Origin of the sequence: Symmachiella dynata (assembly GCF_007747995.1) — a bacterium.
Taxonomy (GTDB): domain Bacteria; phylum Planctomycetota; class Planctomycetia; order Planctomycetales; family Planctomycetaceae; genus Symmachiella; species Symmachiella dynata.
The window spans coordinates 7291280-7312104 of the sequence record NZ_CP036276.1 but is presented as its reverse complement, the minus strand read 5'-3'; the positions used below and the strand labels follow the sequence as shown (position 1 = coordinate 7312104).

The following is a 20825-nucleotide window of genomic DNA, read 5'->3' as shown; positions in this document are numbered from 1 at the left end:
GTAGCTGAAATGAATTGCGGTTTGAGGGTTAACCCTCGGGTTGCATCTTCCTCTGCAGCCAAGCGCGGGCATAACGCCAATCTCGGACCACAGTCGCCTCAGAAATACCTAGGCAGAGAGCCGTCTCAGCGATAGTCAGCCCCGTGAAATATCGCAGTTTGACAATACGGCCCAGACGCTCATCTTCCTGTTCGAGTTGTTCGAGGGCGTGATGTAGGTCGAGAAAATCCTCGATCGGTATGTGCGGCTCGACACTAATATTGGTCATGGCCAGTTGATCTTGCGGAGTAGAACGTTTCTGAGCTTTCTTGGCCCGCGCTGTTTCTACCAGAATCCTTCGCATCGATTCTGCTGCGGCACTAAAAAAGTGCCCGCGGTTCTCCCAGGAGGTATCATTGCTGCTCCCCACGAGGCGGGCGTAGGCTTCATGAACCAGTGCGGTTGCTTGCAGTGTATGATCGGACCGCTCGCTCGACATCCGCGCGGCAGCCAGCCTGCGCAGTTCGTCATAAATTAATGGCAATAGACGATTCGCAGCGTGTGGATCGCCTTCATCAATTTCGCCAAGAATTTGTGTGATATCGATCATCATCGTCAGTTTACTGCACGTTGAACCCCGACGCGAGTTTCTATTTGGCGCAAATTCAACAAGAGCTTCGCAAGTTCTCTAGGAAGCTCACGTTATTGATTCAAAGTCGTTTTTGGGGATAGGAAATGAGTCGACATGACGAGGAGCGTCTCTCCGTTTCCGTAACCAATGCCGAGGAGTAGATGGAAAACGAGGGTTTAAGACCATGAATGGATCCGCTAGCATTCGGTTCTCCGGCGAAACCGTGGGCTAAGGCACTGCGACAAGTGAATCGGGGTAGAGATATTACTAATGTTCAGCAAAGAGGAACGAAATCAGATGGACAAGTTTTCTGAACAGTTCGTACGCTCCCGCTGCTTTCTGGTGTTGGCTTATTTTGTCGGAACTGTCGGGATCACAGCGCAGGTGCATGCCGCAGAGCCTTCGATCCAGCAGCTACCGGGACCGGATGGGAAGGCTGCCGTCACCTGTGTTGTTTACGAGCCACAACCGATTCCAGAGGGGCAAGCCGGCTTGATTGTTCATCTTTATGGAAGCGGCGGCTCCCATCGTAAGAACGAATACAACATTGGTCGCGAACCGTACGCCACATGTCGAAAGCTATTGGCAGAACGGGGCTACTGGTTGGTTGTGGCCGATTTGGGCCGGTTTCATTGGATGAATGAGAAAGCCTGCACGCAGCTTGATGCGGTAATCGACGCCATGATTACGGATAAAAACATAGACCCCAAGCAAGTCCATCTATTCGGCACGAGCATGGGGGCCAGTTCCAGCTTGATCTATACCATGCGGCGACCAGAGCGGATCAAGTCGGTTGTGGCTGTGTTTCCAATCACGGATTTTACGAAATGGCTTGTTGAAATCCCCCATTATCGCGTTCCCGTCGAACAGGCACATGGAATCACACCCGAGACACGCAACGACGCTCTTGCCAAGCTCTCGCCCTTGATGAATGTCGAAGCATTCCGAAAAGTGCCTGTGATGTTGCTGCATGGCGACAAAGACAGAGTCGTTCCGGTACATCACAGCCGCGACTTTGCCGCGGCGCTTCAAAAGAAAGGCTACCCGTTCATCTTTCATGAAGTGCCCGGTGCTACGCACAATGACAAGATTGCGCGCACCTATCAGCACGAAATTGCAGACTTTTTGACAAAAGGAATCCAACCCGACCAGCCTGCCAGTTCTCCTGAAAAAAAGCAGTAACCAGCGTATCAACAGAAACCTGAGCAACAGCTGACCACTTATCACGGCACTCCGCCAGAAGCGCAGGGCAAGCTGCTATCACGACAGGCGAGACGAGTGCTACTTCGTTACTGGCTACATTCATGCACAAGACACGATTTCCTGGACTGCGGAATGACGCCAGAACATCAGCCGGATCATGTCATAATTCAGAGGGACCAACATTTTTAAAAATTGCAGTTCAGGGTTTTGATTTTGTGACTCTAATATGACGCGTCTCGTCGTTAGTCTGCCATTATGCCGATCCCATGGTGTTTAGATCCTCCTCCGTTTGGTGATTCCGCACGTGTTTCTAGCTGGTTAGAGAAACAACTCTCCCTGTGCGATGACGAGGCTTTTGCGCGAGGCTTTGCCGCATCGTGTCCAGTTTCAGGATTAAGCCCCGAAGCATATTCGCACCAGGTTTTGGATGTTGATGGAGAAAAACTACTCGTTGGAATTCGTTTCAAAGGTGGTGATGTCGCACGGCCATTCGTGGACCTGATCGCGTGGACCGGTGAGCCGCGGCCTCGTTGGGTTATTGCCATACAGGAAGCCTTCGCGCAGTTTGCTCCTGAGGCCGTTCGATTCCGTTGGTCGAAAGAGTCCGCTCCGCCTTGGACTGGCGAGGTCGGCCAATACTTGTTCGCCGGGTTGGCCGCTGGAACGTTACACGCGAGTGTCTCACCCGCCCGCGACTTGTCCTGGTTTGACGAATTCAGTCAGGCGTTCGACAAATGGCGCACAACCAGTCCCCTCGGACCGGAGGTCTGGCCATCCAACCTCGATGATTTGAAAAAGTGCCTCAAGCATGGCCACATCGTTGTGGCCACTGAGGGTGACAAGTTCCTGGGACTTGCCGCTTCCCTGTGGCAAACAGAGCGTGCCTTTGAAGGCTGGATGATCATGGAGGAGTTCGTTGTCCCCGAAGCCCAAGGGCGTGGCTTGGGGACCGCGCTTCAGCAAGGACTCATGCAACGTCTACCTCAGGGAGATTTGGTGTGGGGGACCATCCAGGGGGACAACGTCGCTTCGCAGAAGACTGCTGCTCGATGTGGTCGTAGACCGGTTGAGACATGGTGGTTCATTCCCCTGGGCGCGTCATAAACCCACCGAAACATGACACCCCCTCTTACATTCTCGCAGCACGATGGCGCGCAACTCGTCGGCTCGATCCGTTTGGCGAGTTTCCTAGCAAGCAGTGGTTAACTTTATCAGAACCCGTTTCAAAACCTAGTTGCGCCTGTTCTCGAAACGTTCAGATCAGTGTCGGTGAGACGCGTCAGAGGGTTTTGAAACGACTTGGAGTATCGACCCGCGTGCTAATCATCGGTTGTTGGTGAGACCGTCCGGTCATACCGGTCCGTACCGATCGTGCCGATCAGAGATTCGACGTACTCGGGCGAGCTGACGGTTTCGAGTTGCTGTTGGGCAAACTCTGCTCGCTTCGCAAGCTCCATTTCGCTAACGACTCCGGCACCACGCTGCTTTGACAAGAAGTCATTGACGTAATTCACATGCCCAGACCAAAGCTTAACATCCCGCTGTTGACGAGCCTCGAGTCGGTCCTGGTACCAAGAGCTTTGTAACAATGATTCACGCGTGAACAGGTTTCTGAAATCCGGATGACTTTCCGTCATTCCTTCGAACTCTCCGTTGGCCATAATCATCAGTAACGCACGCAGCGGCGGGCAGGCGTCGTCGATCGAACCATCGTCGAGATATTGCTGAGCGACTCGGCGTTGCGCATCAACGATATAGAGCACACCGTCGGCGAATGCATCGATGTCTTGTCGTTCCGGTTGCAGGATCAATTCATCGAACAGCTTATTGGGAGAATCAAACACACGACCAAAAAAGTGCCGAACGAAACTGTTCGTAATTCGGTATCCGAGTCTGTGAGCAGGAATCGTTGTTCCATTGTGCTCAAAGTCTTGCACCGGTTCCATATAACCATGTTCAAGCAGATAGTCGGTTTCCCGTTCGTCGGGTGTCATGCGGGACCAAACTTCCGGAATCAGCAAACTGATGTCGTGATCCACCCGAATATTTGGGCCAATATGGCCGGCAGCTGTCGAGAATCCAGGCAATTCGGTCAAAATGAAACTGACCAAAGCCGCATTCAGATCTGCCGTCATTCGCAAGGAGTTGAACGGTCCTTTGGTGAGGGCACCTTCGCTACCAAATCCGGTTGTCGACGGACTGCGACCGGTGAGCGAGGTGATCAAGTCCATGAACAACTCGGGGATTTCTTGATAGTGAATGGGATTGTAGACAGCCAGACCGCGGATCCCATTGCTGGGATCGGGGGGATTGTTGCGTCTTCCGATTAAGACCGCACCGACCGGCAACTGAACCGGGGCCTCAATTGGCAAGGCGCGGGCCAGACGCGTTCCCATTTCGGAGACATAACGCGTCATCGGTTGGACCAAATCAGGTCTGACTTGAAGATACCGTGGGTTCTTCGTTGGTCTCCCGTCGACCTGCCGTGGGTTGGCCGAACAGACGACGTAGCCTGCTTGGTGCTCCAGCACATCGTTTAAGATTTTCTGCATCGGCGCGCTGAATGCATCGAAATCAACGACATACTTTGCCATTTCAGCAACCTGTTGATGGCTGAGCGGCTCAAAGTTCGAAATGAAATTGTCGCTTTGAGACAAGTCGTACTCAGCTTGCTTATCCAGCCCTCGATGAATGGCATCATCAGGTCGTTGGAAGAAACGATATTCGCAGTTCTGCACAAATTTGTAGCTGGACTTGGGAACACCTCGAGGCGGATTACTCAGCTGATCGGCTGGCACCACAATGGAAGCGGTGATGTCATCTTCAACCTGGATTTTTTCGGAGGCAATGAAATCTTGGCGGACTTTGAACGTCCTCCACGTGTGATCATTAGCGAAGCCCACTTTGAGGTAAGTTCCCACAAGCGGTCGATCCCGGTATTTGAGTTCGTGGCCAGGTTCGCCGTTAATCACATCGACGTTGAAATGATCAATCCAATTGCTGCCCCACTCTTGACGATAAAATCGCTTGATCATGAATACAATCGCAAATACATGACTGGGAATGGTATTCAACCAAGCATTGTATTCATCGCTATATTCGGGAGACGGCGTGAACAGTTTGATGACACTGCCCAACGACCTCAGCGGGCTGAGAACGCGTCGCGACGGTTGTTGAGTATGATCCGAAGCAACTTTCCATCGATCTTGGTAGTCGCGGTCAAAAATGTCATTGACGAGCTGCATGTCGTGCTCATAGTCGACCACAAACAAGGGACCAAAATGCATGTAGTCCCGAATCGACTTGCTGATTTCACTCTTGCCGCCACCGCTGACGGTGCATGGTTTGTGGCACAAGACCCCTTCGCCGACGGTACCAACCAGTCGCCAGGTGGGGGCCATCGGGTGTTTTTCCATTCGCAACTGATAGCCGGATGGACCCATATAGACTTTTCCCGGCAACAGGGGAATCGCCTGTTCAACCCCTTCGTGAGTCCAGACAATCTTTTGGCTATTGATGTCTGCACGGGCGTCTTCGCGCACATAGATCAGGTCCGGGTATTCGCGGTCTTGTCCGTAGCCTTCGGGGAAGACGTTGATGCAGGTGCCGTAATCGGCGACAACGTCGGCAAAGGTCCTGCCGTTATAGCGGACGCTGTTGAACTGGAATTCGTCGCCAAGGTTGTAGCTGGCAAACGCGATTGCGCCTCCCGCGTGCTCTTCCTCGTAATTTCCAGACAGATTGGCCGCGTAACTGATCTGTGTTTTGACTTCTTTCTTGCAGTATCCAAAATAATTATCGGAGATGACGGTTACGATCACCCCGGATGCATCACGGCAAGTCAGCTTGAAGGGTTGTCCTCCGTTATAAAGTTCTTGCTCATCCTTCCAACACATCTCGTCCCGTCGCTGCCGCTCCGTAGCTTCACTGTAGGGGGGCAGGCCAAGTTCTTTTTTGGTCAATTGCTCCAAGTGCGGCGCGAGGATGACGGCTCCCGTATGGCCGGTCCAATGTTCGACGTCGAGACCGGCATCGTTTTGCGGGACCTGGGGATCACCGGCGTTTCCGAAAATCGATTCCACAAAGTCCAGGTTGCTGACAAGTGTCCCTGGTACAAAAAAACGAACTTCCATCGATTTCACGGGAGTGACCGAGAGCACTTCCGGGCAGACGATGGGACGCAACATCAATGAGACAAAGCAGTGTGCTTGCTCCTCCTGGTTGGACGTGTAGGGAAGTCGCGTTAGGTCTTGCGGAGGCAAAAGCGCGCGTCTGAATAATTCGGCAGCCACATGTTTGGGGACGGCTCGTTTTTCCAAAGGAATCGGAAGTCCGCCCTCAGCGACGTGAAACGTCCCTTTGGTCGTACGTCGATCGTGTCGCGGATTGTGGAGCACACCGTTTCGCACACGATACGATTGCACGATTTCGGTTTGGAATTCGTCGCCCCCAGCCGGAAGGGACAACTCGCGGGCCATGCCGTGGCGGTCGATGACGAAAGTATTGGCCGGCAGTTGAAGTGGTTGCTCCAGATTCAGATCGTCAAAATATTGAGCGAGAAACGATTCGATTCGAGTATCGGCGGGACAACGATAATCCGATAGCAACTGCGATTGGGATTGGAGTTTGTCCAACAGGCCGTGCGTCAATTGGATAAAACTGTCGTCACGATATGCTGCGGCGGGTGGCAGTCCATGCGCGATCAGTTGCAAGTTGATATAGTCGAGTAAACGGTCCTGACGTGAGTTCTTGACGTTCTCGTCAAACCCCTCGTTGACTCCCAGAGAATCGTGGAGAAATGAAGATCGATGCAATGTTTTTGTATCCAGATAGCGGTTGAATGTACTGTGACAGAGTGCCCATGAAAACAGCCCTGTTTGCCAGAAAATCTAGCAGCGTCGCTGAGGATTGGACTGCATGTTGCTCAAGAGGGCTGGAAGCTTCTGTGTGCGAATCCTATTCCGAAGCTGGTGAATCTCTGGTGCAATGGCATTGTCGAGATTCCCAGGGGGGGCGGTCAAGGCGCGCACGGATATCGTTGGACTTGAGGGTGGGACGCTGGCGATAGGACGCAGCCCGTTGCTGGTATTGAGCCCACCCACCCATCTAGTCGCTTGGGGAGAGTCGTCTGTGGATTAGTTCGACTCTTCCGGGGGCGATGACGTTTTCGCGGCGGTTCCCAGTTTGAATGCCAAGCCCTGTGCCTGGCGGCTGTAATCAATCGATTCGCCGAGGATGCGCATCGCCTCTTGATCCGCATGGAAACCTTTTGAGTTTTCGCTGGCAACAAAATCCAGCCGCCACATTGCCTTGCGCTGCAGGTCGCGGATTGGTTTGAGTTGCTCCTCGGTGGCACCCGCTTTTTGCGCGGCGATGATGGCATCGAGCATGTCGGTCATGGCTGTGGCTGCACGGTCGACTTGTGACATCGTGCGTGCTTGAATTCCATCGACGCGTGCCAGTAATTCCTTTTCCGGAACGTTGTGGCACGTCTGGCAGGCGCGGTTGATGTTGAGCATGGGGCTGCGGACCCAGTGACTGCTGAATTTGGTCGCTCCCTGTTTCTCGAACGGCATGTGACAGTCGCTGCAACTGACCCCGGCCCGTGCGTGGATGCCTTGACTCCACAATTCAAATTCCGGGTGCTGGGCTTTGTAGACTTTGGTGCCGGTTTCCTTGTGCACGTAGTCATAAAACTTACCCCCCTCGGGGAATTCGGTCTCATCCCACTCTTGTTCGAGGTCTTCCATTTTTAGGCCGTTGCCCCAGGGAAACGTCAACGTCATCTTGTTCGCGCAGTAATACTCCACGTGGCATTGGCCGCAGACAAAGGATCGCATTTCTTGCCGTGAAGCATCGACGTTAGGATTGTAGGGCGTTTTGGAATTTGACTTTCGCCATTGGGCGATACTCGGGAGATGCGGCACCGGGTCGTCGCTCTCGGCAAGTTTGGCGATGCCTTCGAGGAATCCGGGCCGGGTGACGCGAATCTGCATGGTATCGGGATCGTGGCAATCCACGCAGGAGACCGGATGGGCATCCCCCATGTGGGGATCGCCCTTGTCGTCGGCTGAGGTGCTACCATCGGGCGTTTTGAGCAGTTCGGCATAGACATCCTCGTAATTCATCTGGCTCACAGCTTTGAATCCGGCCATGACCGCCTCTTGATCGAACGACTCGGCCAGACGCTCCGGGGAGGCTTCGACCCCTTGTTCTTCTAGCCCGATGCGGCGATAGGTCGGAATGATTGAGGCATGGCAATGCAAACAAGCGCCGGCTTGTTGAAAGTCGGTGACACGCTTTGTGACTTCTTGATCATGCAGCATGAACGCGTGGCCGCGCGCTTCACGGTAATCGACACTGAAGGCATACCCCGCAAACAACCGCTTCAGCCACGGATATTTATCTAATTTGCTGGGCGGCAACGCATTGCTGCCGCCGTAATCTGTTCGCTCCGAATCGGCCGTCCGCAAATACGTTTCGTATTGCAGTGGGTGATTCAAGCCCCACGGTTCGGGATCGGTACTGATCTCTGTGACGTCAACGATTTTTACCGTCGGCGTGCGGGCTTCTTGCTTGCGTTCGATGATGCTGACCAGCAGTGCCACGACACCAAAGGAAGTGACGGCTACCAACAGTGTGAGTAAGACCAGCCAGCGAAAGCGGATTCGATCAGTGATTGCCATAGTTCATGGGCCTGTTAGTGGGATTCTACGGAAGCTGGTTCGCGTTGGCTGCCGGTGGAATACGGCCGAAATGCATGGCCGACGTCCGCATGGCAGTGGACACAGGAGAGCGATTCGCCCCCCGCAGCCTGTGGCAGCAGGGCATGCACAAAGTCGCCGTGGCAACTAATGCAGGCGTTCTGCGTGACTTTTTGGTTGCGGGGTTTGGTTTGGATCGGGTCGTGATAGTCGTGCAGCGTGAATGCCACCGAATGAAAAAACCCATTGTCTGCTTTTGTGATCAAGTTGCCGGGAAATTCGTGCGGCAGATGGCAATCGTTGCAGACAGCGACATGATGATGGCTGCTCTTCTGCCAGGAATCAAAATGGTCTTGCATCACGTGGCAGTTGGCGCACGATTGGGGATTGTTACTGAAGTAACTGGCTCCCTTACCGTATCCAAACGTAAATGTGCCGACCCCTGAAAGAAATCCCAGGCCAACGATAAACAGCACAGCCAAGATGAACGCGGTCCGTTTACGGGCGGGCTGTGGCGTCTTCTCCTGGGGAGAGCCTGCGGAATCCTCGGGAACAGCTTTATCGGATTGGGCCATTGTTTTTGCGGTCCAAGATGATGGCGGACCTAATCAGATGGGGCCTAGGAAAACGATCGACAATCTTTACGCAAGACTGGCGACGAACGTCGGCAAAAATTATTTACCCCTTAAGACGATGGGGCGATACTTGGGCGACGAATGACGCCGGAAATGTTGCAGCTGACCATATGAATGATCGAGAGATGCCTTTGTGTTTTACCTTGCCGTCGGCTTATAGGCAACGCAGAATCTCCGGAAACGACTCAATAAAAAACTCAAAAAAAATAAAGAGTCTCTCAAGTGTGTCTCGTTTTGATCCGCGGACTCGCTTTGGTGTTTTGTGCACCAGTTGTGTTCGCACCCTGGAGAGCTATTGAGCGCGCTTTGCTTCAGCGGCTTTGATGGCCCGGATGAGTTCGTCGAGCAGTCGCTGACCTTCGGGGCCGGCTAACTCGACAAACTGTTCTCGCACTGACTGGCTGGCACCGCGGAATGCCTCGCGTTGTTCCGCGGTTAAGTCAGACACGATGTTGAGGCCGGGCTTGTTCTCTCGGATCAATTCCAGCCGGTCGCGGTTAAAATCGCGTTGGACGTCGAGAATATAACCATTCAGTTCATCGACGGTTTCCAACACCAGTTCCTGTTGCTCAGCGGGTAAGCCTTGGAAAAATTCCAGGTTGGTGACGGAGGTTGTGATGAACGGGGATTGCTTGGCGAAGATCATCCAGTCGGTCACTTCGTAAAAGCTCATCTCCTGGATCGCAAACACCGGATTTTCCTGGCCGTCAATCATGTTCAACTGCAAAGCGGAATAAACTTCCGAATAGGGCAGGGGGGTCGGGCTGGCTCCATAAGCGGCGTAGGCGGCCAACAGCAATGGCGAGGTCATCACCCGCATCTTCACGCCGCGAAAATCCTCCGGAGTGCGAATCGGTTTTTTGGTGGTCCACACCTGCCAACCCTCGGAATAGATCGACAACAACTTCAGTCGTTTGCGGGCATACAGTTCATCGAATGTGCGTCGCAACTCCGGATTGTCGTTGAGTACTTGGTTATTGATTTCCTCGTCATCGGAAAACACAAAGTGCAACAGGAACACCTGCACTTCAGGGATCAGTTTTCCGAGATGACCGGGGGAGGCCATCGCGAATTGAATAACGCCCATGTCGACCAACTCTGTGATCTGGTCCGACGTCCCGAGCGTGCCGTAGGGGTAGATCGTGACTTCAATCGCGCCTTGGGAACGCGACTCGATCAATTCTTTGAATTTGAGCGCATATTCATGCTGGACGCTGCCAATCGTTTCTTCGATGGCAAATCGCCATTGGATCGGCTTGGACGATTGCTCCGCAGCAGGCCGACCGCATGAGCAGAGCATCGCCACACACGGCAAGATTGCCAATAGCCAGCGGACGCGGATCAATTTTGCTGCAGACATGTTCATCACCCAAACGCCAGATCGCGGAGAAACAGGGAAATCCCGGGAAACGCGATTAATAGAACGGCGGCCAACAACAGGATCGCGATAAACGGCGGTGTCCCGCGAATGACCTCCCAGTACGGGCGGCGAAACACGGCGATTGCTGTGAAGATATCGCAGCCGAACGGTGGCGTCGCAGAACCGATTGCCACTTGCAAAGTCACCACGATTCCCACCAAGACCGGGTCAATCCCCGCTGCTGCGGCAACCGGATGAAAGATCGGCGTCAAAATTAAAATCACAACGATGGGGTCGACGAACATGCATCCGATGAAAAACGCGGCGGCGATTGTGAGCATAATCGTCCAATATCCCGAGGCCGCTGATAAGCCCAACCAATCGTTGATCAATGCATCGGGCAACTGGGCAAAGGAGATGACCCAACTGAAAGCGGCGCCCGCACCGACCAAGACAAACACAACAGCGGTGACGACCCCGGTCGAGAGGGCAATGTCCGGCAGATCTCGCAGCGACAATTCGCGGAAAACGGCAATCTCTAAAATCACGGCATACAACACCGAGACAGCGGCCGCTTCGGTGGGGCTGAAGAATCCTGAATAGATTCCACCGATCACGATGACGGGAAATCCCAGCGGAAACAGTGCCCCGCGAACCGATTTCCAGCGTGTGGCGGAATCCGCTTTCGGTTGACGCGGGATGTTCATGCGTACTGAGGCGATCCAGCAATAAACACAGAACATGCCCAGGATCATCAAACCGGGACCCACGCCTGCGATAAACAGTTCGCCAATCGACGTGCCGGAGACCACGCCGTAAACAATCATGCCGATGCTGGGGGGAATCAACAGGGCGATGTCGCTGGCATTGATGATCAGGGCGGTGGTGAACGCATCGGAATAACCGGCTTGGAGAAGTCGCGGCCGCAATGGACCGCCGATAGCAACGACGGTGGCTTGCGTCGAACCCGACATGGCTCCGAATAACGTACAGCTCACCGCACTGGCGATGGGCAGGCCGCCCCGAAGGTGTCCGCAATAGGCCATCACCATGTCGAGCAATCGCTGCGCGGAATGCCCCCGTGTCATGATGTCGGCTGCAAAAATAAACATCGGTACGGCAATCAGCGCCGCCGGCTTTATGCCGCCGATCATCTGTTGCACGAGCACCGCTGGGGTGACATCCGGATGAAAGACCCACAAGACGGCCAACGCCGCCGCCAACAGGGGGACCTTCATCGGATAGCCCAGCATCAGCAGTACGAGCATGATTCCGATAATCAGTAACGCTTCCACGAATTCTCTCCGCCTCAGTCGGGCCGCGTTAGATTTCCCCGTCGAGGGGTTGTTCGTATTCGTCTTTCACGTCGAATGAAATATAGACGTCGGGTGACATGACGTTGCGTACGGTTGTGAGTGCATATTGTATCGCAGCCGAAATCAATCCCAGCGGGACCAGCATATAAACCAGATACAACGGAACCTGCAAAACAGGCGAGACGCTTTCTAAAAACCTCACGGTATCAATGTATTGGAAAGAATACCAAGCAAGAACCAGCATCAGGGCGGCTGTCGAGGCGCTGATGATGATCATCAGCACCTTTCGCCCGCGCGGGGTGAATTGGTCATAGAGGGCCGTCATACGGATATGCCGACCGCGGCTGGCCGCATAACTAAGGCCAACAAATGTGACCATGATCATGAAGAATTGTGACAATTCTCCCGTGAACGGCAGACTGAACTGCAAAACGGCGCGGCAGAAGACATTGCTGATTGTCAATGCGGCAATCGCGATGATCGACCAGCCCAGGAGTATCTCTTCGATGCGTTGAATCCCGCCGAACAGCCGTGTCAAAAAGGCCATCGCGTTCCTCTCCCCCGGTCGGCCGGTCTTGGTTGTCTCTCCATGAATGCTCGCCGCTCCCGCTCAACTTGAGATCCGATATTGGTCGTTACTTGATGTAAAGCTGACGCGGTAATTGCGTAATGACTTCGCAACCATCTTCGGTGACACGAATGGTTTCCGAAAGGCCGATGCCCCCTTTTCCTGGGATTTGGACCCAGGGAATGTTGTGGAACGTCATGTTCGGCTGCAAGACCCGCGGATCACGGTGGCGAATGCTCATGATATGACCCTCACCCCAATCCGGAGCAAACGCGATCCCGATCGAATAGGCCGATCGTGTGACTTGCATGCCGCCAAAATTCGGAGCTGCGCGGGCGATGATCTTGCGGCTCACCGCATCGACTTCTCCAAGGCGAATCCCGGGCTTGATCATTGCGATTGAGGCGTCGACTGCTTCTTGAACGGTCTTGATCGCATCGATGATTTGCTGGTCGGGCTGACCGACAAAACAGGTCCGCATCATGGCTGCATGGTACCGCTTGAGGCAGCCACCGACTTCTAAAAAGACGCATTCATTCTTCTTGATGATGTCGCCCGCCCAGGTTTGGTGGCCGATCGACCCGCGATGACCGGTGGCGACAAAGGGCGAAATCGCCGGCCATTCTCCTCCGGCTTTGAACATGGCAAAATGAATGTCGGCCGCCACGTCATTTTCCGTGGCTCCTTCTTGGACCGCTTCGATGCCCGCCTGCATACCCGCTTCTGCAACACGGGCTGCACTGCGGATCATTTCGATTTCCAGATCCGACTTGATCAATCGCCCCGCTTCGACAATCCCCGCGCAGTCGACAAACGACGTTTCGTGCGACAGAGCAAACAGCCGCTCTTGTTGCACGGCGGTGAAAAACCAACAATCTTTTTCAAAGCCGATGCGGTTGTCGCTCAAGTCGTACAAACGCAGCGTATCGCGCACCTTTTGGATTGGATCTTCCACCTCTTCGTAAGGGCAGCTAATCGAAACCCAGGTACGGGCCTGCACGCCGCTGTCTTCCAGTCGACGGGGAACCATGATCGGTTCCCCTTCAAGCGGCACGATCAGCGCGCAAAATGAAAAGTGCCCTTGGCTTTCAAAACCGGTGAGATAGCAGATGTTCTCCGGCGTTGTGATCAACACCGCGTCGAGGCCCCGTTCCGCCATTCGTTCGCGGAGAGCCTGCATGCGCCGTGCATATTCGTGCATTGGAAAAGATAAGTCGTCGCGTTGTCTCATCGTTTAGACCAGCGCTCCGCTCTTGGTTTCGAACTCGTTAGCGAAATCCATAATTGCCTTAGCCATCGCAGTTGCCGTTGTTTGGTCCATTGCCGTGACGGTACCTTCGACATCGTGCTCGGTGGAACTGAGTTGCTTCGCCAATAGCAGGGCACTTGCTGCTAGATCGGCCGGCCAGTCGTTGAGTTCGTACATCTGTTTCCAGATCGTAGCAGATGCGTCGAGCAATGGCTCGGCCAACGCTGGTTCGCGGACCGATAACAATTGCGCCGCCGTGCGAATGGTTTGTAGTTCTTCGAGCATCACGGGCCCTCTCTCTCATCAAGCGTGGGATTGGACGTTCAGTTCTCGCATGGTCAACGGCGCAACTGCGGTGCGATTGGCGATAAATTCGGGGCGAGGTTTTTTGCTGCAAAACGGTTCGACGAGACGATTTTTGAGGCTGTTGTAGACAAAAAACAAATTGGATCGCGGAAACGGCGTGATATTCCCATTCGAGCCGTGCATCGTGTTGCAGTCAAACAACACAATCGTGCCGGGCGGGCCCACCACGTTGACAATCCCGCCATCTTCGGCCAGTCGCGCGAGCGAATCTTGGTCTGGAACGCCATATTCCTGTCGCCGCAGCGACTTTTGATAGTGGTCGTCGGGCGTCTCACCCACGCACGCTACGAATTGGCAGTGCGAACCAGGAATCAACATGAGCGGACCGTTGAATTCGTAGTTCTCGGTCAATAGCAGCGAGCAACTGACCGCTCGCATGCGCGGCATTCCATCCTCGACGTGCCACGTTTCGAAATCCGAATGCCAGTAGAATTCTTTGCCGGCGAATCCCGGTTTTAAGTTGACGCGTGATTGATGAATATACACATCGTCGTCAAGGATTTGTGCCGCCATACCGGCAATCCGCGGATCCGCAGCCACCTCAGAAAAACAGGGGCTGATTTCTGGTTTATGCACGGAAAATAGTGAACGCAACTCGCAATGGTCCGGTTCCAGAATCGATTCCGGACGCTGTTGAATTTCATCAGATGCGCCGAGCCTTTGGATTTCTTCCTTATAGGTGGCGATGTCTGCTTCCGGAAAAAAAGCGGGCAGGATCAGAAACCCATCGCGCTCAAACTGGCTGAGTTGTGCCGCGGAGAGCGGTCCTGGAGCTTCATGGTTGTAGACGATCGGGTCGCATCGTTTCAGGAATTCCGGTTCGGGTTGGACCCTTGACGGATAACAGTCTTCCCGCGCATCGATGCTGTGTGGGGGTGTTGTCTCCATGGGGAATCGTATTTACTAACCTTCAAAATCTTTGCGTGACGTACAAGCTTTCGGTTTCCTTAGAAAAATTTAAGGGCTACGAAAGAGACGGCACACACGAAAAAATGCAGAAAGAAGGACAGGGCCCTTTTTCGCTTCGGTGGAAATCTGGCTGTGGCTGTGGTTATGGTTTGGCCGGGCGCGACTTTGCCGCCAGTTTGATAGATGCTCTCTGGCGCGCAACGACGACTCGTCTCAAGTTTCCGCCACAGTCGCCGCAGGGTAGGCTCCATTGGCGTTGTGGACTTCGCGGCCGGTCACCGGTGGATTGAAAACGCACACCATCCGCAATTGCGTTTTTGCGCGGAGGCAATGGCGGTCGTTTTCGTTCAGCGCGTACAGTGTACCGGGACCAATCGGATAGGTCGGCCCGTCCGGCAGCACTTGGATTTCTCCCTCGCCCTCGATGGTGTAGACTGCTTCTAGGTGATTTTCATAGCACATCGTGGTTTCAGTGCCGGCGTGGATCAACGTGTCGTGCATCGAGAAACCCATGTTTTCCCCGGCCAGCAACAGTCGGCGGCTGTTCCATGTCTCGCCGTGGACATCACGTTCGGTGCCGATAATCTCGTTTAAGTTCTTTACGATCATTCTTGCAAATTCCGGATGAGTAGTATCAAAAAATCAAATCAGTTGGCGTGGGCAAGGCCGAGTGACTTCATGGCCTCTGCATCATTGAGGACGGCTGCGAAACTTTCGGTAATCGTCTCCAGTCCGCTGATCAGTTGATCATCGTCAATGGTCAGCGGTGGTAAGCACTTCAGAACGTGGCTGTCCGTGCCACTGGTTTCGATGATCAATCCGCGTTTGAACGCGGCAGCACTGACCAGTTCCATCAGTTCGGGGCACTCCCGGCAGGCCAAGCCCCAGATCATCCCCCGCCCGCGGACTTCCAGTTCGACATCATTGATGTCTTCGGCAATCTCTTGCAAGCGTTTCTCGATCAGTGCCCCTTTGCGTTTTACCGACCGTGTCATGGAATAATCTTGCCAATACAGGTCGATGGCTGCTTTGGCCGATACGAACGCCAGGTTGTTGCCGCGAAACGTGCCGTTGTGTTCGCCCGGTTTCCACTCGTCGAGTTCCGATTTCATCAGAACCAACGACATGGGCAATCCATAGGCGCTGAGCGATTTAGAGAGCGTCACGATGTCGGGCACAATCCCGGCTTCTTCAAAACTGAAGAACGTTCCCGTTCGCCCGCAGCCGACTTGGATGTCGTCGACGATTAGAAGTATTTCAAATTCATGGCACAATTCTTCGAGCTTTTGCAACCACTCGACGCTTGCGACATTCACGCCCCCTTCGCCCTGGACGGTTTCGACAACGACGGCCGCCGGCAGGTCCAGACCGCTGCTGCTGTCGCGCAATAGCCGCTCGAAATAATCCAGCGTATCGACGTCTTCGCCAAGGTAGCCATCGAACGGCATAAACGTCACATTGTTCAGCGGAGTCCCCGCCGCGTCTCGGAAATGGCTATTTCCCGTGGCAGCTACCGAGCCGAGGCTGACTCCGTGGAAACCGTTGGTGAAGGAAACGATATTCGTCCGGCCGGTCACTTTGCGGGCCAGTTTGAAGGCAGCCTCGACGGCGTTTGTTCCGGTTGGGCCGGTGAACTGAATTTTGTAGTCGAGTTCCAGCGGCCACAGAATGTGTTCTTCAAATGCTTCCAGAAATTGCGCCTTGGCGTCGGTGTGCATGTCGAGTCCATGCAGTACGCCATCGCGTTGCAGGTACTCGATGAGCGGGTCTTTGATGTCTGAATTGTTGTGGCCGTAGTTTAGGGTTCCCGCACCGGCGAGAAAATCGATGAAATCCTGCCCGTTCTCATCGGTGAGTGTTGCGTTTTGAGCGGTCGTAAAAGTCGTGGGAAACGAGCGGCAGTAGCCTCGTACGTTCGATTCAAGACGATTAAAAATAGACATATGACCAAAATCTTTCTGGTTGATTAGTGATTCAGTGCGAACGGACCGACGCGGTACAGATCTTCTGGTTCATGCGGATCGGCCTCAGTGAATAAATCTGCTGTGAAGCCATCTTCGCGGTTACACTCAGTCTCCAGCCGCGCTGCCAGAGACCGGAATAACTTTTGCGACGAAGTGTTGGAGGGTGTCACGGTTGTTTCCAGCCAGTTGACTTGACCGCACGCGGGGCGGGCCAACAATTCGTCGAGCATCTGTGAAGCAACGCCGGCAGAGCGATGTTGAGGATCAACGGCCACTTGCCAAACGAAAACAGTGTCATTCCGTCCGGGCGGACGGTATGCTGACAGGAACCCAGCCAATTGGGAGTCAAGCTCCGCGACGACGCAAGTTGCGTGAAAATCGCGGCATAACAACAGTGAGAGATAGTGCGAATTCACGTCCAACGGCGGACACCGTCGGACAAGCCGCGTAATCCGAACTGCGTCGGTTAAAGTCGGCTCGCGGAAATTCAAAGAGATTTGACTACCCTGTTGCTTCGTGACGAAAACACATTATTGGCAGTTACTGCCAATACCGAGCATTTACTTTGTACACAATTGAAAATAAATGTCCACAGTGATCCTCTGCAAATTTAAGGATTCGCTAAATTCACTGGTTTTTAATCTACTGTAGTGCCTGAGGCAACGAAATCCTCGCCTGTCGATACTTTCTGTACACAGTAATATATCCGCATTTTCTGGATGTGATGCATGGCCGCTAAACGGACGACGACGCTGCAACCCGATGACTTCTTCTGCGAGCAAGTGCTCATTGCGCTGCGTCGTATCATTCGTGCTGTCGACTTACGCTCCCGTAAGCTGTTGCAGAAACATGGGCTCACTGGGCCGCAACTCACTGTGCTCAAAGCCCTTTGTGAGATCGGTGAGGTGCCGGCCGGTGAATTGGCGAAACGGGTTCACTTAAGCCAGGGCACGGTTACTGGGATTCTGGATCGGCTGACGCGCCGTGATTTTGTCGTTCGCCGCCGCTGCCCCGTCGATAAACGCCGGATGCTTGTCGTTGCTACGCCTCAAGCTACTGAGCTTGTCCGTAGCGCTCCGTCGTTGCTTCAGGAGCAATTCGTGCACGAATTCGCCAAGTTGGCCGATTGGGAAAAAACCCAGACGCTTTCTTCGTTGCAGCGCATTGTCTCTATGATGGAGGCTGAGGAGATCGACGCAACTCCCATGCTGGCCATCGGTGCGATCGATGAATCGGCCGAGAAGGCGGCCGATCGTCTCAGTGAACAGCCGCCCGCATAGCGCATCGTGACCGGTCGCAAGCGTGGACTTGCTGTCAAGGCTGTCCGGTTGCGGTAACAGTCAGCTGAACATTCCCGGCCGGTGTCTGAAACGAAAATTCATCTCCCACTTGCTTGCCCAGTAAAGCTTGGGCGAGCGGGCTGCTTTTGCCCACCTTGAGCTCCGCCGGTTGTGCCGCTGCGTCGTCTACGATATAGATTTTTTCTTCTTCAGCGCCGGGCTCGAATCCAGTCAGGTTAACCCAGTTGCCGACATCGACAACGCTGTCGGAATTTTCGTGCATGGCAGTTCTCCTTTTCTTGAAGTCAGAGTTGTTCAGTTTCTTTTGCGCGCGGTGCGGTCACGGTCCGGGGACTGTGCCTGCGGCGTCGGTGGTCTCGGGTGCCAATGTTCCCTTCGCGAAATGCGCAAGCCTGGGCGCGCGGGATCCGCGCTTCGGCTGCGACAACCTGGGCTTGGTTTTCGCGTGTCTTGGCGATCATTTCTTGCTCGGTCGCGACTGCGCGGGCGCGTCGCTCTTCGGCTTTTGCGCGGGCAACCCGCATATCCGCCTGGGCTTGGTCGATCTGTAGTCGTGCTCCGATATTGTCGCCTACGTCGATGTTGGCAATGTCGATCGACACGATGGCAAACGCTGTTTGCGCGTCGAGTCCGCGGTCCTGGACCCGTTGAGAGATGAGCATCGGATTCGCTAGGACTGTTTTGTGGTTTGCGCACGAGCCAATGGCCGAGACAATCCCTTCGCCAACTCGGGCGACAACTGTCTCTTCTGTCGCCCCGCCGACTAGTTGTGCCAAGTTTGCGCGCACTGTGACGCGGGCTTTGACTTTCAATTGGATTCCGTCCCGTGCGACTCCGTCGAGTGTGTTGCGTCCCGGTGCATCCGGGGCTGGGCAGTCGATCACGCGGGGGTCGACGCTCATGCGCACAGCGTCCAGGACATCCCGACCGGCCAGGTCGATTGCTGCTGCCGTGTTCCAGTCGAGATCGATTTTTGCCCGGTGAGCAGCGATCAGTGCCCGCACCACATTCGTAACGCGTCCGCCGGCCAGTTGATGTGACTCTAGGCTGCGTTTGTCAATTCCTTCGAGTCCCGCTTGGACTGCCATGACTTTGGCGTCGACGATCTTTTGCGGGCTGACCCGTCGCAGTGTCATCGATACAAGCGAGGGCATTCCTATGCGCGCACGGGAAACCAAGGCGCGTAACCACAGTCCGGCATATCTTGAAAACACAAACGCGAACACCAGTGTCAATACAACCGCAAACGCGATCCCGGTAACGGTCAGCCATCCATTTAGCATTGGGTTGCGCTCCAGTGTTGTGGGGTTTCGTTTTGGCTTTGCGAGGCTGTGTGTGATCGGCGGGTTAGAGTGTCGCCGCGCGGGCTTGTGGGCGGCCTCGGGGCGATTGTCAACGCGATTCGCGGCGGCCGATGTTTGCCTGTGTCAGTTCGGTTCGAAGCGATTGCCGGAGTAGACAAGTGCAAAGTTTCCTGCTGAGCCACAATCGAGGTGGACTTGCGAGCATTCGTCGCAGGTTGTCGCATCGGCAACGAGCACCTTGCGGTCGCCGACGACAAAAACTTGGTCGAAATCGCGAGGCTCATCCAGGGTCAGCATCGCTTGGCAATCGCGCACTTCGAGTCTGAGGCACTTTGCCTCGGAATCGCTCAATTCCTTCAGTAAATCGTTGAGTTTGTAGGCTGCGGTGCTGGTGATGGTGAACATGGGTGGAGGAGCTTTTGTTGACTTGCCAGGCGAAGCGTGAAGTTCAGGCTGAGTGGCGTTGTGCCGACAGAATGCTTTGTGTAGTTAATATAATGCGAGGGTGTGTGTCAATTGGTTTTGGCGGTTTTCTGGTATTTATTTGGTGTGCGGGGGAGTGCTCCTCGGGTTGAGAGGCGGATTGTTCTTGAAAATGCATTCAGCACAAAATAATATTTGGCCGTGCCGCGGCTTGCCGGCAGGTGAAGTCTCGGTGTTGCGGCGTGTCGATCGGCGGTCAGATCGTACTTGTCCGCCGGCACGCCGGTGAATGGCCATGTAATTTTCTTAGAAGGAGTTGCCGATGTTGACCGTTACCGAAAATGCTGCTGAACATTTGTCGCAAATTCTCGCGAGTTCACCTGAAGAATCGGTCGTGCGTTTTGTGCCCGAAGCCAATAGCTTGGTGGTGCGCGTAGGACAAGTTCTTCCTGGGGACACAACGTTTGATCATGGTGAGCAAACGGTCCTCGCACTCGATGCGCCGACCAACGAGGCTTTGTCTGATAAAGAATTGGATCTGAAGAAGACTGAGCAGGGTCCGCAATTGACGTTGGAGTAATGCTGTGTTGAGTATGGTCGTCGCCCACGGTTCGTTTTTACGTCCCATTGGCTGCTAGGTCAGTCATGGCCATGGGTGGCGGTGGCGGCTCGAATGTGGACCGCTCTGTGCATTCCGCGCAAATTTTGCGCGCCGGGAAATGCGCGAGCGCCGTTGCGGCGAGTGTGAATCGGCAACCAGGCCATTGATGCGGCTTTGCGGTCATGTCGAGAGCAGCTGCTACCCGCGCTGCGTGGGGGCGTTTAATGCGCAATCTTCGAATGCTCTGGGTGGGCTCAGTTGTGTTGGCTGTTCTCGGCAGGCTGCTGTAATCGCATCTGCCGCGCTGCATGG

The 20825-nt window shown here is 54.3% G+C and carries 20 protein-coding genes; 4 read left to right on the top strand and 16 right to left on the bottom strand.

Going from position 1 to position 20825, the window contains the following annotated elements:
- Positions 1-28: 28 nt before the first annotated feature.
- Positions 29-592 (bottom strand): ECF-type sigma factor, encoded by a 564-nt coding sequence (locus tag Mal52_RS27840; RefSeq protein WP_145380152.1) that lies wholly within the window; start codon positions 590-592, stop codon positions 29-31.
- Between the two features lie 315 nt (positions 593-907).
- Between Mal52_RS27840 and Mal52_RS27835 the strand changes: the two genes are divergently transcribed.
- Both Mal52_RS27835 and Mal52_RS27830 read left to right on the top strand, forming a co-directional pair.
- Positions 908-1792 (top strand): alpha/beta hydrolase family protein, encoded by an 885-nt coding sequence (locus Mal52_RS27835; protein ID WP_197534519.1) that lies wholly within the window; start codon positions 908-910, stop codon positions 1790-1792.
- Positions 1793-2236: 444 nt separating this feature from the next.
- The gene (locus tag Mal52_RS27830; protein WP_197534518.1) at positions 2237-2917 is read left to right on the top strand and encodes a GNAT family N-acetyltransferase; all 681 of its coding nucleotides are present in this window, start codon (positions 2237-2239) and stop codon (positions 2915-2917) included.
- A 215-nt stretch (positions 2918-3132) separates the two neighbouring features.
- On the opposite strand, the gene Mal52_RS27825 is transcribed toward Mal52_RS27830, so the two are convergent.
- From Mal52_RS27825 to ectA, 12 genes are all read right to left on the bottom strand, one after another.
- Complete coding sequence (locus tag Mal52_RS27825) at positions 3133-6627, bottom strand: PPi-type phosphoenolpyruvate carboxykinase family protein (RefSeq protein ID WP_231962466.1); 3495 nt, start codon at positions 6625-6627, stop codon at positions 3133-3135.
- Positions 6628-6948: 321 nt separating this feature from the next.
- On the bottom strand, positions 6949-8499 hold the full coding sequence (locus Mal52_RS27820) for an ammonia-forming cytochrome c nitrite reductase subunit c552 (RefSeq protein ID WP_145380146.1): 1551 nt from the start codon (positions 8497-8499) through the stop codon (positions 6949-6951).
- A 14-nt stretch (positions 8500-8513) separates the two neighbouring features.
- A complete protein-coding gene (nrfH, locus tag Mal52_RS27815; RefSeq protein WP_145380144.1) occupies positions 8514-9092 on the bottom strand; it encodes a cytochrome c nitrite reductase small subunit in 579 nt (192 codons plus the stop codon).
- Positions 9093-9444: 352 nt separating this feature from the next.
- The gene (locus Mal52_RS27810) at positions 9445-10512 is read right to left on the bottom strand and encodes a TRAP transporter substrate-binding protein (protein ID WP_145380142.1); all 1068 of its coding nucleotides are present in this window, start codon (positions 10510-10512) and stop codon (positions 9445-9447) included.
- 5 nt (positions 10513-10517) lie between these two features.
- Positions 10518-11780, bottom strand: a complete 1263-nt coding sequence (locus tag Mal52_RS27805) for a TRAP transporter large permease (protein ID WP_145380809.1) — start codon at positions 11778-11780, stop codon at positions 10518-10520.
- A gap of 55 nt (positions 11781-11835) precedes the next feature.
- Positions 11836-12375, bottom strand: coding sequence for a TRAP transporter small permease (locus tag Mal52_RS27800; RefSeq protein ID WP_231962465.1), 540 nt, complete (start codon positions 12373-12375; stop codon positions 11836-11838).
- 88 nt (positions 12376-12463) lie between these two features.
- The gene (locus Mal52_RS27795) at positions 12464-13597 is read right to left on the bottom strand and encodes a M24 family metallopeptidase (RefSeq protein ID WP_197534516.1); all 1134 of its coding nucleotides are present in this window, start codon (positions 13595-13597) and stop codon (positions 12464-12466) included.
- A 33-nt stretch (positions 13598-13630) separates the two neighbouring features.
- Complete coding sequence (locus Mal52_RS27790; protein ID WP_145380139.1) at positions 13631-13930, bottom strand: hypothetical protein; 300 nt, start codon at positions 13928-13930, stop codon at positions 13631-13633.
- 18 nt (positions 13931-13948) lie between these two features.
- On the bottom strand, positions 13949-14899 hold the full coding sequence (thpD, locus tag Mal52_RS27785) for an ectoine hydroxylase (RefSeq protein ID WP_145380136.1): 951 nt from the start codon (positions 14897-14899) through the stop codon (positions 13949-13951).
- A gap of 234 nt (positions 14900-15133) precedes the next feature.
- Positions 15134-15529 carry an ectoine synthase gene (locus Mal52_RS27780; RefSeq protein WP_145380133.1) on the bottom strand — a complete coding sequence of 132 codons (396 nt, stop codon included), beginning with the start codon at positions 15527-15529 and terminating at the stop codon, positions 15134-15136.
- Between the two features lie 38 nt (positions 15530-15567).
- Positions 15568-16863 carry a diaminobutyrate--2-oxoglutarate transaminase gene (gene ectB, locus Mal52_RS27775; RefSeq protein ID WP_145380131.1) on the bottom strand — a complete coding sequence of 432 codons (1296 nt, stop codon included), beginning with the start codon at positions 16861-16863 and terminating at the stop codon, positions 15568-15570.
- 23 nt (positions 16864-16886) lie between these two features.
- Positions 16887-17375, bottom strand: a complete 489-nt coding sequence (gene ectA / locus Mal52_RS27770; protein WP_197534515.1) for a diaminobutyrate acetyltransferase — start codon at positions 17373-17375, stop codon at positions 16887-16889.
- A 237-nt stretch (positions 17376-17612) separates the two neighbouring features.
- On the opposite strand from ectA, the gene Mal52_RS27765 reads away from it, so the two are divergent.
- Entirely contained in the window at positions 17613-18164 is a 552-nt protein-coding gene (locus Mal52_RS27765; protein ID WP_145380127.1) for a MarR family winged helix-turn-helix transcriptional regulator, read from the top strand.
- Between the two features lie 34 nt (positions 18165-18198).
- Here Mal52_RS27765 and Mal52_RS27760 read toward each other — a convergent pair whose 3' ends face one another.
- The 3 genes from Mal52_RS27760 to Mal52_RS27750 all read right to left on the bottom strand — a co-directional run bounded on the left by Mal52_RS27760 (position 18199) and on the right by Mal52_RS27750 (position 19894).
- Positions 18199-18447 carry a GreA/GreB family elongation factor gene (locus Mal52_RS27760; protein WP_145380125.1) on the bottom strand — a complete coding sequence of 83 codons (249 nt, stop codon included), beginning with the start codon at positions 18445-18447 and terminating at the stop codon, positions 18199-18201.
- Between the two features lie 22 nt (positions 18448-18469).
- Positions 18470-19468, bottom strand: a complete 999-nt coding sequence (floA, locus tag Mal52_RS27755) for a flotillin-like protein FloA (protein WP_145380123.1) — start codon at positions 19466-19468, stop codon at positions 18470-18472.
- 144 nt (positions 19469-19612) lie between these two features.
- On the bottom strand, positions 19613-19894 hold the full coding sequence (locus Mal52_RS27750) for a hypothetical protein (RefSeq protein WP_145380121.1): 282 nt from the start codon (positions 19892-19894) through the stop codon (positions 19613-19615).
- Positions 19895-20234: 340 nt separating this feature from the next.
- On the opposite strand from Mal52_RS27750, the gene Mal52_RS27745 reads away from it, so the two are divergent.
- Entirely contained in the window at positions 20235-20492 is a 258-nt protein-coding gene (locus Mal52_RS27745; protein WP_145380119.1) for a hypothetical protein, read from the top strand.
- Positions 20493-20825: the final 333 nt, after the last annotated feature.